This window comes from Micromonospora sp. PLK6-60, assembly GCF_019890675.1.
Taxonomy (GTDB): Bacteria; Actinomycetota; Actinomycetes; order Mycobacteriales; family Micromonosporaceae; genus Micromonospora.
The window spans coordinates 216,446-229,946 of the sequence record NZ_JAIOAA010000005.1 but is presented as its reverse complement, the minus strand read 5'-3'; the positions used below and the strand labels follow the sequence as shown (position 1 = coordinate 229,946).

12 protein-coding genes are annotated in these 13,501 nt (G+C 73.4%); 6 read left to right on the top strand and 6 right to left on the bottom strand.

Annotation, left to right across the window (positions count from 1 at the left end):
• The first annotated feature begins 157 nt into the window (after positions 1-157).
• The 4 genes from uvrB to K7640_RS12520 all read left to right on the top strand — a co-directional run bounded on the left by uvrB (position 158) and on the right by K7640_RS12520 (position 4,617).
• A complete protein-coding gene (uvrB, locus tag K7640_RS12535; RefSeq protein ID WP_222954948.1) occupies positions 158-2,266 on the top strand; it encodes an excinuclease ABC subunit UvrB in 2,109 nt (702 codons plus the stop codon).
• A 7-nt stretch (positions 2,267-2,273) separates the two neighbouring features.
• Positions 2,274-3,119 (top strand): AraC family transcriptional regulator, encoded by an 846-nt coding sequence (locus K7640_RS12530; protein ID WP_222954947.1) that lies wholly within the window; start codon positions 2,274-2,276, stop codon positions 3,117-3,119.
• A gap of 24 nt (positions 3,120-3,143) precedes the next feature.
• Positions 3,144-3,512, top strand: a complete 369-nt coding sequence (locus K7640_RS12525) for a VOC family protein (protein ID WP_222954946.1) — start codon at positions 3,144-3,146, stop codon at positions 3,510-3,512.
• A 112-nt stretch (positions 3,513-3,624) separates the two neighbouring features.
• Complete coding sequence (locus K7640_RS12520; RefSeq protein ID WP_222954945.1) at positions 3,625-4,617, top strand: helix-turn-helix transcriptional regulator; 993 nt, start codon at positions 3,625-3,627, stop codon at positions 4,615-4,617.
• A 9-nt stretch (positions 4,618-4,626) separates the two neighbouring features.
• Here K7640_RS12520 and K7640_RS12515 read toward each other — a convergent pair whose 3' ends face one another.
• Both K7640_RS12515 and K7640_RS12510 read right to left on the bottom strand, forming a co-directional pair.
• Positions 4,627-5,388: an SDR family oxidoreductase gene (locus K7640_RS12515; RefSeq protein WP_222954944.1), complete on the bottom strand. Its 762-nt coding sequence runs from the start codon at positions 5,386-5,388 to the stop codon at positions 4,627-4,629.
• Positions 5,389-5,638: 250 nt separating this feature from the next.
• Positions 5,639-5,932: an antibiotic biosynthesis monooxygenase gene (locus K7640_RS12510; RefSeq protein ID WP_222954943.1), complete on the bottom strand. Its 294-nt coding sequence runs from the start codon at positions 5,930-5,932 to the stop codon at positions 5,639-5,641.
• A 397-nt stretch (positions 5,933-6,329) separates the two neighbouring features.
• Between K7640_RS12510 and K7640_RS12505 the strand changes: the two genes are divergently transcribed.
• Positions 6,330-7,328 carry a TerC family protein gene (locus K7640_RS12505; RefSeq protein ID WP_222954942.1) on the top strand — a complete coding sequence of 333 codons (999 nt, stop codon included), beginning with the start codon at positions 6,330-6,332 and terminating at the stop codon, positions 7,326-7,328.
• 55 nt (positions 7,329-7,383) lie between these two features.
• Here the strand turns inward: K7640_RS12505 and K7640_RS12500 are convergent, their stop codons facing one another.
• Positions 7,384-8,298, bottom strand: a complete 915-nt coding sequence (locus tag K7640_RS12500) for a C40 family peptidase (RefSeq protein WP_222954941.1) — start codon at positions 8,296-8,298, stop codon at positions 7,384-7,386.
• Between the two features lie 59 nt (positions 8,299-8,357).
• Complete coding sequence (locus K7640_RS12495) at positions 8,358-9,455, bottom strand: mandelate racemase/muconate lactonizing enzyme family protein (RefSeq protein ID WP_222954940.1); 1,098 nt, start codon at positions 9,453-9,455, stop codon at positions 8,358-8,360.
• Between the two features lie 44 nt (positions 9,456-9,499).
• Here K7640_RS12495 and K7640_RS12490 point away from each other — a divergent pair, with 44 nt between their 5' ends.
• Entirely contained in the window at positions 9,500-10,297 is a 798-nt protein-coding gene (locus tag K7640_RS12490) for a tyrosine-protein phosphatase (protein ID WP_222954939.1), read from the top strand.
• Between the two features lie 7 nt (positions 10,298-10,304).
• Here the strand turns inward: K7640_RS12490 and K7640_RS12485 are convergent, their stop codons facing one another.
• The gene (locus K7640_RS12485) at positions 10,305-11,168 is read right to left on the bottom strand and encodes a serine hydrolase (RefSeq protein ID WP_222954938.1); all 864 of its coding nucleotides are present in this window, start codon (positions 11,166-11,168) and stop codon (positions 10,305-10,307) included.
• Between the two features lie 84 nt (positions 11,169-11,252).
• Entirely contained in the window at positions 11,253-13,121 is a 1,869-nt protein-coding gene (gene typA / locus K7640_RS12480; protein ID WP_222954937.1) for a translational GTPase TypA, read from the bottom strand.
• Positions 13,122-13,501: the final 380 nt, after the last annotated feature.

Genomic DNA, 13,501 nt, shown 5'->3' with positions numbered 1-13,501 from the left:
GCTGAGGGCCCGGCCACCTGCCCGGTCGGCCGCCGCGAGCGGCCTACCCGTTCAGGCTAGCGTGCTGAGAAGTGGCTCACAATGGGAATATCGAAGCCGATCACGGACCGACGGTAGTCGGGCCGAACTGTCGGACCTGCGGCGTACCGTGGGGAACATGGCGCTCGACATTCCCCGGCTCGACGGCCGGTTCCAGGTCGTCTCCGAGTTCCAGCCGGCCGGCGACCAGCCGGCCGCCATCGACGAGCTGGAGCGTCGGGTGCGGCGCGGTGATCGCAACACCGTGCTGCTCGGCGCGACCGGCACGGGCAAGAGCGCGACCACCGCGTGGCTGGTCGAGCGGCTGCAACGCCCGACGCTGGTGCTCGCCCCCAACAAGACCCTCGCCGCCCAGCTGGCCAAGGAGTTCGGCGAGCTGCTGCCGCACAACGCGGTCGAATACTTCGTCTCCTACTACGACTACTACCAGCCCGAGGCCTACATCCCGCAGACCGACACCTACATCGAGAAGGACTCCTCGATCAACGAGGAGGTCGAGCGGCTGCGGCACTCGGCGACCATGTCGCTGCTCACCCGCCGCGACGTGATCGTGGTGGCCACCGTCTCGGCGATCTACGGCCTGGGCACGCCGGAGGAATACCTGGACCGGGCCGTGCGGGCCAAGGTCGGCCAGGAGCTCGACCGCGACCAGTTGCTGCGCCGGCTGGTCGACATCCAATACACCCGCAACGACATGGCCTTCCAGCGCGGCACCTTCCGGGTCCGCGGCGACACGCTGGAGATCATCCCGGCGTACGAGGAGCTGGCCGTCCGGATCGAGCTGTTCGGCGACGAGATCGAGAAGCTGTATTACCTCAACCCGTTGACCGGTGACGTGGTCCGCGAGGTGGACAGCCTGGTGATCTTCCCGGCCACGCACTACGCGGCCGGGCCGGAGCGGATGGAGCGGGCCATCCGTGACATCGAGGCCGAGCTGGGCGAGCGGCTGGCCGAGCTGGAGCGGCAGGGCAAGCTGCTGGAGGCGCAGCGGCTGCGGATGCGCACCACCTACGACATCGAGATGATGCGGCAGGTGGGCTTCTGCTCCGGCATCGAGAACTACTCGATGCACATGGACGGCCGGCTGCCCGGCAGCCCGCCGCACTGCCTGCTCGACTACTTCCCCGACGACTTCCTCACCGTGGTCGACGAGTCGCACGTGACCATCCCGCAGATCGGCGGCATGTACGAGGGCGACGCCTCCCGCAAGCGGATGCTGATCGACCACGGCTTCCGGCTGCCCAGCGCCGCCGACAACCGGCCGCTGCGCTTCGACGAATACCTGGAGCGGGTGGGCCAGATGGTCTTCCTCTCCGCCACCCCCGGCCCGTGGGAGCTGGAGCAGGCCCAGGGCGAGTTCGTCGAGCAGGTGATCCGGCCGACCGGCCTGATCGACCCCGAGGTGGTGGTGAAGCCGACCAAGGGGCAGATCGACGACCTGATGCACGAGATCAAGCTGCGCACCGAGCGGGACGAGCGGGTGCTGGTCACCACCTTGACCAAGAAGATGGCCGAGGACCTGTCGGACTACCTGCTGGAGAACGGCATCCGGGTGCGCTACCTGCACTCCGAGGTGGACACGCTGCGCCGGATCGAGCTGCTGCGCGAGCTGCGCAAGGGCGACTACGACGTGCTGGTCGGCATCAACCTGCTCCGGGAGGGCCTCGACCTGCCGGAGGTCTCCCTGGTGGCGATCCTCGACGCCGACAAGGAGGGCTTCCTGCGCAGCGGCCGGTCGCTGATCCAGACCATCGGCCGCGCGGCCCGTAACGTCTCCGGCCAGGTCCACATGTACGCCGACAAGATCACTCCGTCGATGGCGGCCGCGATCGACGAGACCAACCGGCGCCGGGCCAAGCAGATCGCGCACAACGAGGCGCACGGGATCAGCCCCGAGCCGCTGCGCAAGAAGATCCACGACATTCTCGACGACATCTACCGCGAGGCGGAGGACACCGAGAACACCACGGTCGGCGGGGCCGCCCGGCAGCTCTCCCGGGGCAAGGCGCCGGTCAAGGAGACCCGCAGCCGCGGCCGGGGTGGGGCCGCCGCGCCCTCGCGCGAGGGGATGGCCCGGGCCGACCTGGCCAACCTCATCCAGGAGCTCAACGACCAGATGCTGGCCGCCGCCCGGGAGTTGCAGTTCGAGCTGGCGGCCCGGATCCGCGACGAGGTGTCCGACCTCAAGAAGGAGCTGCGCGGGATGGACGCGGCCGGGGTGAAGTGAGCCGGGGATGGCCGGTGCGGAGTTCGTCGTCGGGCGGCCGGCGCCGCCGCTGCGCCCGTTCGTCGACCGCTACCTCGGCTACCGCGAGCCGGCGCCGGCTCCGCTGATCCGCACCGAGGTGGCCGGCGCGTTCGTGGTGCTGGTGCTCGGTTGGGGCGACCCGCTGGACGTGGTCGACCCGCGCGCCGCCGAGCGTGGCGCGTACGGGGTGGATTCGTTCGTGGCGGGGCCGTTCGACGCATACTGCACCACCTCGATGGTGGGCCTGGGCGCCGGCGTGCAGCTGCTGCTGGCGCCGTTGGCGGCGCGCCGGATCCTCGGCGTGCCGCTGGGCGAGCTGGCCAACCGTGCGGTCGCCGTGGGCCAGCTCGACGACCCGTGGCTGGACCGGCTGCGCGGGCGGCTGGCCGAGGCGCGGGACTGGCCGGCCCGCTTCGGCCTGCTCGACGCCGCGCTGCCTGCCCGGCTCGCGGCCACCGGCCCCGTCGACCGCCGCCTCGACCGGGCCTGGGCCCGGCTGACCGGCAGCGACGGGCGACTCGGCGTCGCCACGCTCGCCGCGGAGCTGGGCTGGAGCCGGCGGCACCTGGCGGCCCGGTTCCGCGCGGAGATCGGGCTGACGCCGAAGACGGCCGGCCGGCTGCTGCGCTTCCAGCGGGCGTACGCGACGCTGGCGCGCGGTCCGCTGGCCGCCCCCGGCCGGGCCGGCGCGGTGGACGGCGGGTGGGCGGAGCGGGCGGCCCACCTCGGTTACTACGACCAGTCGCACCTGATCCGGGACTTCCGCCGGTTCGCCGGGGCGACCCCGACCGCGCTGGCCGGCACCGGTTCCCATTCGTCCAATACCGGCTGACCGGCCGGGCCGCACACTCGACCCATGCGAAGCATCCACCCGGTGTTCCGGTACCCCGACGCCCCCGCCGCCATCGAGCAGCTCTGTGCCGCCTTCGGCTTCGACGTCCGCCGCCGCTACGACGGGCCCGACGGCGCCGTCGCGCACGCGGTGCTGGGCCTCGACGACCACACCGTCATGGTGAGTTCCGGGCGGGACTCCCGGGGCCGCCCGGCGGACGACGACTACGCCGTCTACGTGGCGGTCGACGACGTCGACGCCCACCACGAGCGGGCCCGGGCGGCCGGCGCGGAGATCGTCCGGGCCCCCTTCGACACCGACTACGGCTCCCGCGACTACGCCGCCCGGGACCTGGCGGGCAACGTCTGGTCGTTCGGGACGTACCGGCCCTGAGGCGCCGCGGGCACGGCAGGACCCCCGGCGCGACCAGTGGACGTTGCGGTGTGCGAGCGAGGTATTGCCGTGCGTGATCGTCCTGCGTACTCTCCGATTCGGGGAGGCCAGGATGCCGTTTTCAGCGAGTCCGGTGATTCGACGCGCCCGGCTCGGCGCGGAGCTGCGCCAGTTGCGCCGGCGCGAGTCGCTCACCCTGGAGCAGGTCTGCGCCCGGCTCGGCTGGGCGTCGACGTCCAAGCTGTCCCGCATCGAGCTGGGGCAGAGCCGTCCGGACCTGGCCGACGTGCTCGACCTGCTCGACGTGTACGACGTCCCCGAGGCGCACCGCGCCAAGCTGATCGTCATCGCCCGGGACGCGGCCACCAGCCGCGGCTGGTGGAAGGCGCTCGGCGAGATGGGGGAGCGGCAGCGCACCTACGCCGAGCTGGAGTCGGGCGCGGCCACCATCCTCGAATACCAGCCGGCGCTGGTGCCGGGGCTGTTGCAGACCCCGGCGTACGCCCGGCTGCGGGTGCGGGCCGGGCAGTCGCTGCACCCGGAGCTGGACGTGGAGGCGGACGTACGGGCCCGGGTCGCCCGCCAGGAGGTGCTGTGGAGCGAGACGCCCCCGCAGTACACGGCGGTGCTCGACGAGCGGGTGTGCGAGCCCGGCGGCGCGCCCGAGGACGTCTGGCGGGAGCAGTTGCGCCACCTGGTCGCGGTGGCCGGCCGGCCCAACGTGCGGCTGCGGGTGCTGCCCCGGGGGGCCGCCGTCGCGGGTGGCGTCCACCCACTGACGCCGTTCGCCTGCTACTCGTTCCCGGATCCGGCCGATCCCCGCACGGTGATGGTCGAGGCGCTCACCGCGGACGTGCGGCTGGTCGCCGAGCCGGACGTGCTGCGCTACGAGCGGCTCGGCGAGTGGTTGCTCGCGGCGGCGCTGTCGGAGCGGGACAGTGCCATGCTGCTGGCCGAGCGCGCGGCGGGCGGGGTGGGACCGGAGGTGCCGGGGCAGCGGGCAGCGCCGGACGCGGCCGGCCGGGTGGCGCCGGACGGGGCGGGGCCGGGCGGGAACGGCGGATCGGCGGCGGAGGGGTCGCCGGCCGGGCGGGCGCCGGGCTGAGTCGCCGGTTCACCGGTGTCGCCGGAAGCCACCCTCGGAGTCGATCACCTGGCCGGTGAGCCAGCCGGCGTCGGTGGAGCAGAGGAACCCGACCAGCCGGGCGGCGTCCTGCGGGGTGCCCCACCGCCCGCCGGGGAAGAGCTGGGCGACGGCGGCGTGCACGTCCGGCGGCGCGTACCCGGTGTCGGTCGGGCCGGGGTTGACGCAGTTGACGGTGATGCCGTCGCCGATGAGCAGCGGGGCGAGCTGGAGGGTCAGGTTCTCCACCGCGGCCTTGCTGGCCGCGTAGGCGAGCTCGCCGGGCATCGGGCCGAGGCGCTGACCGCTGGAGAAGAGCACCAGCCGGCCGCCGGTGCCGGCGGTGAACGCGGCGGCGAACGCCTCGGCCAGCAGCAGGGTCGCCCGGACGTTGACCAGCAGGTGCCGGTCGATCTCGGCCGCTCGGAGCCCGCCCAGCGGGGTGTGCGTGGAGTATGCGTGCACCGCGACGACGGCGTCGAGCCGGCCGTGCCGGGCCAGCGCCTCGGCGACCAGCCGGCCGGGCGCCGCCGGATCGAGCAGGTCGGCCGTGACGTGGCCGGCCCGGTCGCCCAGCTCGGCCAGGAGCGCGGGCACCCCGTCCGGGTCGTCGCCGTGGGGCTGGGCCCGGTCGTACGCCGGCAGGCCGCTGAGCAGTACCTGCCAGCCCTGGTCGACCAGGGTGCGCCCGACCGCCGCACCGATGCCGATCCGCCGGCTCACACCGGTCACCAGAGCCACCCGTTGCGTCATGATCGCCAGTCAACCGCGCCGACCGGCCGTACGCCAGCGGGTTGTCGGGCACGCGGCGGCCGTGCGGACCGCGCGGCGGTGTTGCGGAGCGCGGCGGTCCGGGAGCAGGCAGCGGCGCGAGGAATGCGCGGCGGCCCCCGGACCCGGCGCGCCCCCGAACCCGTCGGGGCCGGCGACCGCGCGCGGGACGGAGGTTAACTCACGGGTACGACACTCTGCGCGGGACGGCTCAGGCTGGGCGCGGGACGGCTCAGGCCGGCACGTCCAGGAAGTGCTCGACCACCGGCGGACCGGCGAAGTGCGGGCCGAGCAACGCCCGCCACTTCCCGAACGCCTCGGTCTGTCGGAAGTTCTGGTCGTGCGCCTCGACCGAGTCCCACTCGACCAGCAGCACGAACCGGGTCGGGGTCTCGATGCCCCGGGTCATCCGGACCGACCGGCAGCCCTCGGCTGCGGTGATGATCGGATGCGCCTGCTGGTACGCGGCGGCGAAATCGTCCTCGTGTCCGGGCAGTACGTCGATGAGCGCGACCTCAAGCACCATGTCCGAAAGCCTGCCACGGCCGCCCGGCCGGCGTCGCCCCGGGCCCGGCCCCGGCGGCGAGCCGAGCCGCCGAATAGCACCTAGCCTCCTAGGAAGCCTTAGCGAGTGTGCGCCCCGCGCCGTGACATCGGCGTCAATTGCGGCGCCTGGGGATGCGCCGGCGGGGCGGGATGGTGAACAATGGCGGCCGAGGAGGGGAGTATTCCCCCGCGACGGAGTCGTCAGCACGGTCGACCGCCAACCCCCGGCACCCGACCCGGCCCCGCCGGTCAGCGACCCAGCCTGGGCCGTTGACGGAAGAGACCTCCGACAGTCACCACAGTCAGCGTCGCCGCACGCCGTGCCGTCACTCGGCGTACCGTCGTGCCCGACGCCGCGTGTCTGCCGGAGGAATGGATTGAACGTGTCCGGATGGGTGTGGGCGGGAACTCTCGTCGCACTGACAGCGGTTCTCCTCGTCGACCTGCTGATCATCGGTCGGCGTCCGCACGAGCCCAGCGTCCGCGAGTCGAGCCTCTGGGTCAGCTTCTATGTCGGGCTGGCGCTGCTCTTCGGCGCCGGGCTCTGGCTCACCGCGGGCGGCGCCGTGGCGGGTGAGTTCTACACGGGCTGGCTCACCGAATACAGCCTCTCCGTCGACAACCTCTTCGTCTTCGTGATCATCATGGCCCGGTTCGCGGTGCCCCGGCAGTACCAGCAGAAGGTGCTGCTCATCGGCATCGTGCTGGCGCTGGTCATGCGCGGTGGCTTCATCGCCGCCGGTGCGGCCCTGATCTCGCAGTTCTCCTGGGTGTTCTACATCTTCGGCGCGTTCCTCATCTACACCGCGGTCAACCTGGCGCGGCAGGGCGAGCCGGACGAGGAGGAGTTCACCGAGAACGTGCTGATCCGGTGGAGCCGCAAGGCGCTGCCGGTGTCCAAGGACTACGACGGCGCGAAGATGACCACCCACGAGGGGGGCCGGCGGCTCTTCACCCCGATGCTGATCGTGATGATCGCGATCGGCACCACCGATCTGATCTTCGCGCTCGACTCCATCCCGGCGATCTTCGGGATCACCCAGGAGCCGTACCTGGTCTTCACCGCGAACGTGTTCGCGCTGATGGGGCTGCGTCAGCTCTACTTCCTGGTCGGCGGGCTGCTGGACCGGCTGATCTACCTCAGCTACGGCCTGGCCGTGGTGCTCGGCTTCATCGGCGTCAAGCTGGTGCTGGAGGCCCTCGCCGACAACCACCTGCCGTTCGTCAACAACGGCGAGCCGGTGGGCTGGGCGCCGCACATGCCGATCTGGTTCTCGCTGACCGTCATCCTCGGCACCCTCCTGGTGGCCACGGTGGCCAGCCTGGTGAAGTCGGCCCGGGACCGCCGGCGGGAGCTCGCCGAGGCGCGACGCTGATCGGGGCCGCGGGGCGCCGGCCGGTCCGGCACCCCGCGGGACCGGCGGCCGACGGTCAGATCCGGCCCGCGGCGACCAGGGTGGCCAGCCGCTCGGCGGGGAGCGCCTCCTCCACCACGTGCCGCTGCCGGTAACAGGCGTGCAGCATGCGCCGCTCGCCGCCCGGCTCACCGGTCACGAAACCGACGTGGTGGATCGGGCGGCCGGGCCGGGCGAAGAAGTAGAGGTCACCCGGTTGTTCCTCGCCCAGCGGCACCGGAACGACCGCCTGGGCCTGGTCGTACGCGTCGCGCGGCACCATCACCCCGAACCGGCGCCAGGCCAGGTGCACCAGCCCGGAGCAGTCGATGCCGTAGGGGGAGAGGCCACCCCAGACGTAGGGCACGGCGCGCAGCCGGTCGGCGACGGCCATCGCCGCTCGCGGGTCGGCTCGCCGCGCGGGAGGCGGCGCCGCCTCGGTCTCGCCGACCCACACCGGTGCGGCGTGGCCCGGGGCGCGCACCGGCAGCCAGCCGTCGACGGCGGGACCGGCGGTGGGCAGCCGGGTGCCGAGCACCGCGCCGGCGAGCGCGGTCGGCCCGGCGGGGCGGCACCGCAGGTCGGTGGCGGTCGAGTCGAGCGTCACGGACGCGGCCGGGCCGTCCTGCGGCGGCGCGGGGGTCAACTGCGCGGTGGGCAGCCAACCTGGATAGCCGCGCGGGTCGAGCCGGGCGGCCGGCTGCTCGACGGCGATCACCCGGGTCCACCCGTCGGGGCGGACCTCGTCGACCAGCACCCGCTCGCCGAGCAGCAGCTGGCTGAGCACGCAGTCGCCGACCCGCTGGTCGGGCGCCATGCCGTCGATCCAGCGCCGGACGTCGGTCTCCCCGGCGAGCGCCGGGTGGTCGACCGGTCGCACCGCCTCGGGCGCGGCCCAGAGCGTGGCGACCGCGACCCGGACGAGGGCCTCCCGGCCCGGTTGCAGCTGCACGTGCCCCTCCAGGTCGCGCCGTCCCTCCTGAGCGACGATATGAAAGAAACCGCCGAAGCTCAACCTTGGCGACGTAGCTTTGCTTCAGTAACCGACTCGATACCGAGACCGGGGGCGTCCGGCAGGACGACTGTCGCGTCCTCGTAGCGGAGGCCGCCGCGCACCGGGGTCCAGGCCAGCCACCAGGCCGCGTCCAGATCGGATACGGCGGTGGTGCCGTACGCGGCCACCAGGCTCGCCGCCGCGCCCACGCCGACCTGGCTCTCCATCATCGACCCGACGACGGTGCCGACCCCGTGCGCCGCGGCCAGGTCGAGCAGCGTACGGGCCGGCAGCAGGCCACCGCACTTGGCGAGCTTGACGTTGACCAGGTCGGCGGCCCGACGGCGGATCACCTCGACCAGGTCCCGGACGCCGAACACCGACTCGTCGGCGAGGATCGGCACCGGCACCCGGTCGCTGACCCAGGCCAGCCCGTCCAGGTCCCAGCGGGCGACCGGCTGCTCGACCAGCTCGACGTCCAGCCCGGCGTCGGCGATCCCGTTGATCACCCGGACCGCCTCCCGGGGCGTCCAGCCCTGGTTGGCGTCGAGCCGGATCCGTACCCCGGGCCCGACCGCGGCGCGTACCGCGCGGACCCGCTCCAGGTCACCGGCGGCGTCCGTGCCGACCTTAAGCTTGAGCACCGAGAACCCCTCGGCCCGCCGCTGCCGGCCGGCCGCGGCCAGCTCGGCCGGGTCGCCGGCGGCCAGCGTGACGTCCGTCGGCACCCGCAGGGCGGTGCCGCCCAGCAGCCGCACCAGGGGTACGCCGAGCCGCCGCGCGGCCAGGTCGTGCAGCGCGACGTCCACCGCCGCCTTGGCGGACTCGTTGCCCACCACCGCCCGGGCCACCTCGCCGCAGCGGGCCATGAGGTCGTCGGCGTCCCGGCCGGCGATCAGCGGGCCGAGCACGTCCTGGACGCAGGCCTGCGCCCCGGTCACCGAGGCGCCGGTGACCTGCCACACCTGCGGGGCCTCCCCGAACCCGGAGCGCCCCTCGTCGTCGACGACCTCCACGACCAGGGTGTCCACGGTGGTGGTGCGGCGCAGCGCGGTGACGAACGGGGTGTGTAAGGGGGCGGAGAGCCGGTGGGTGCGTACCGCGGCGATTGTCATGTCCGGCACCCTATACAGGACGCATCGCGGACAGGGGAGGCTCGATGGTCGTACCGGACTGGGCACTGGTGGGCGCGCCGCAGGCGCGTGACCTGGGCGGCCACGTCGGCGCCGACGGGCGGCGGGTGCGCGTCGGGCGGCTGATCCGGACGCCTGCCCTGGGCCGGCTGACCGACGACGACCTGCGGGTGCTGGCGAAGCTCGCCCCGGCGTGCGTGGTGGATCTGCGGGACGCCGCGGAGATCGACCTCGCGCCGGCCGACCGGCTGCCCGGCGAGCCACGGGTGGTGCACCTGCCGGTGCTGGACCCGCGGCACCCGGTCTTCGTCTACGTGTCGGCGGTGCTGCTCGGGCACGACCTCGACGCGTACGACGAGCTGGCGCGGGAGGGCACGCCGGCGGCGATGCGGGAGATCTACCGCTGGCTGGTGACCGGTCCGGCGGCGGTGGCCGGGTTCGGGGCGGCGGTGCGGCTGGCCGCCGACGCGGAGAACCTGCCGCTGCTGTTCCACTGTTCGGCGGGCAAGGACCGCACCGGGTGGCTGGCCGTCGTCCTGCTCACCGCGCTGGGGGTGGACGAGGAGGCGGTCCGGGCGGACTACCTGCGCCACAACGAGCTGGCCGGCAGCCTGAACGAGGTGCTGCTGGAGGCGATGACCCGGCGCCGGCCGGAACTCGACCCGGCCGTCGCGCGGCCGGTGCTGGAGGTCCGGCCGGACTACCTGGACGCGGCGTACGCGGAGGTGCGCCGGGTGCACGGCTCGTTCGGGGCGTACCTGCGCGACGGGCTGGGCGTGGACGACGCGACGCTCGCCGCGCTGCGGGCGCGCCTGCTGGAGTGAGCGGCGGTCAGCCGGGCAGGTCGTGCCGGGCCGCCCAGACGCGGGCGGAGACGTCGGCGATCAGCTCGCAGGCGTCGTCGGTGCCCTCGCCGTCCGGGCCGCCGTCGGCCAGGTCGGTGGTGGTGCAGACGGCGATGGCGTAGGGCGGGGCGTCGTCGGGGAAGACCACTCCGGCGCCGTGCCGGACGCCGCGTACCCAGCCGTTCTTGTGCGCGATGCGGGTGCCGTCGGGCAACCCGGCGGCGAGGTCCTCGCGGTGCTCCTGGGCGAACAGCACGTCCAGCATGGCCGCGCAGCCGGCCGGGGCGGCGAGCGGGCCGGGCCGTCGCGCGCCCAGGGCCAGCCCGCCGAGCAGGGCGGCCAGGTCGGCGGCGGTGACCAGGTTGGTGATGCCGGCCTCGCGGGCGGCGAAGTCCTCGATGCCGCGGCCGGTGACGCTGTGCCGGGCGCCGGCCAGCGTCCACACCTGCGCGATGGCCGGCAGCCCGAGGTGGCCGATGACGATGTTGGTGGCCAGGTTGCTGGACCGGACGATCATCCGGTGGGCGAGCCAGCGCAGCGGGGCGGTGGCGCCGACCCGGGCCCAGACCGCCTCGTCGTTGTCGTAGTTGCGGTCGCAGCCGAAGCGGGGCGCGCCGGGCTGGGCGGAGTCGAACTCGTTGGTGACCGGGACCGGGGCGTCCGGGTCGATGGCCCCGGCCTCGGCGGCGCGGTGCAGCGCCACCAGCACGCCGACCTTCATGGTGCTGGCCGCGTAGTGGGTGGCGTCGGCCCGCCGCGTCCAGGCCGACGCCGCGCCGAGTCGTCCCACGTACGCCGAGACGGTGCCGGACACCCCGTCGAGCCGCCTGTCGAGTTCCGCCCAGATCATGTCGCCGACCGTAGCGGATCCCCGTCCCGGAACGGGCGGAGCCCGGCCGCTGTGGGCGGCCGGGCTCCGGTGGTGCGGGATGGGTCAGCCGGCGTGCTTGCGGCGGGCCGCCATCCGGCCGCGCTGGGTCTGGTCGAGGACGACCTTGCGGATGCGGACGGCGGCCGGGGTGACCTCGACGCACTCGTCCTCGCGGCAGAACTCCAGCGCCTGCTCCAGGGAGAGCTTGCGCGGCGGGATCAGCTTCTCGGTCTCGTCGGCGGTCGACGAGCGCATGTTGGTGAGCTTCTTCTCCTTGGTGATGTTGACGTCCATGTCGTCGGAGCGGGAGTTCTCCCCGACGATCATGCCCTCGTACACCTCGGTGCCCGGCTCGACGAAGAGCTGGCCGCGCTCCTGGAGGTTGGTCATCGCGAACGCGGTGACGCTGCCCGACCGGTCGGCGACCAGCGAACCGTTCTGCCGGGTGCGCAGCTCGCCGAACCACGGCTCGTACGACTCGAAGACGTGGTGCAGGATGCCGGTGCCGCGGGTCTCGGTGAGGAACTCGGTGCGGAAGCCGATCAGCCCGCGCGCCGGGACCAGCCACTCCATCCGGATCCAGCCGGTGCCGTGGTTGACCAACTGCTCCATCCGGCCCTTGCGGGTGGCCAGCAGCTGGGTGATCGCGCCCAGGTATTCGTCGGGGGCGTCGATGGTCAGCCGCTCGACCGGCTCGCAGGTCTTGCCGTCGATCTCCCGGGTGACCACCTGCGGCTTGCCGACGGTCAGCTCGAAGGACTCCCGGCGCATCTGCTCGACCAGGATGGCCAGGGCCAGCTCGCCACGGCCCTGCACCTCCCAGGCGTCGGGCCGCTCGGTGGGCAGCACCCGCAGCGAGACGTTGCCGATCAGCTCCTTGTCGAGCCGGTCCTTGACCATCCGGGCGGTGACCTTGGCGCCCTTGACCCGGCCGACCAACGGCGAGGTGTTGGTGCCGATGGTCATCGAGATGGCCGGCTCGTCGACGGTGATCAGCGGCAGCGGCACCGGGTTCTCGGCGTCGGCGAGGGTCTCCCCGATCATGATCTCCGGGATGCCGGCGACCGCGATGATGTCGCCCGGGCCGGCCGACTCGGCGGGCTTGCGCTCCAGGCCCTCGGTCATCAGCAGCTCGGAGATGCGGACCCGCTGGGTGCTGCCGTCGGTGCGGCACCAGGCCACGGTCTGGCCCTTGGCGATGGTGCCCTGCCGGACCCGGCACAGCGCCAGCCGGCCCAGGAACGGCGAGGCGTCGAGGTTGGTGACGTGCGCCTGCAACGGCGCGTCCTGCTCGTATGCGGGGGCCGGGATGGTGTCCAGCAGGGTGCGGAACAGCGGCTCCAGGCTGTGGCTGTCGTCGGGCACCGCGCCGTCGGCCGGCTGGGTGAGCGAGGCGATGCCGTCGCGGGCGCAGGCGTAGACGATCGGGAAGTCGATCTGCTCCTCGTCGGCGTCCAGGTCGAGGAAGAGCTCGTAGGTGTCGTCCACGACCTCCTTGATCCGGGCGTCGGGACGGTCCACCTTGTTGATCACCAGGATGATCGGCAGCCGGGCGCGCAGCGCCTTGCGCAGCACGAACCGGGTCTGCGGCAGCGGGCCCTCGCTGGCGTCGACCAGCAGCACCACCCCGTCGACCATGGTCAGGCCGCGCTCGACCTCGCCGCCGAAGTCGGCGTGGCCGGGGGTGTCGATGATGTTGATGGTGACCGGCTCGGACCCGTCCGCCGGCAGATACCGCACGCCGGTGTTCTTGGCCAGGATGGTGATGCCCTTTTCCCGTTCGAGGTCCATCGAGTCCATGACCCGCTCGGTGTCCTCACCACGGGCGCCGTAGGCGCCGGCCTGCCGCAACATGGCGTCGACCAGGGTCGTCTTGCCGTGGTCGACGTGGGCGATGATGGCGACGTTGCGGAGGTCGGTGCGTAGCTGCATACCCTCCATACTCCTGTCTGCGGTTGCCGGGACGCGGGCCGGGGTCACCCCCGGACGGCGTCCGGATCTTCAGCGTTGACTGCGGTGCCGACCGTTCGCACGGTGGGCCGGACGTCGGCCCGGCGCGTCCGGGCCGGGCGTGACCTGCCGAGTCGCGGCAGGGCCCGCCGTCGCCGCCGGCCCGACAGCCGGCCGCGGGGACGCGGCCGTGGGTCGACGATGATCTTCGGCTCGGGTACGCCGGGTGAGGCGGCCCGCTGCTGGTCGGCCTCCTAGCCTACGCGGCCTCGCGCCGCACCGGGTCCGCGCTGCCCGGCGTACGGGGTCGTCGTGACCGGCGACACACCGAGCCGCGCGTCCGGGGGGCCGGTGGCTGGTCG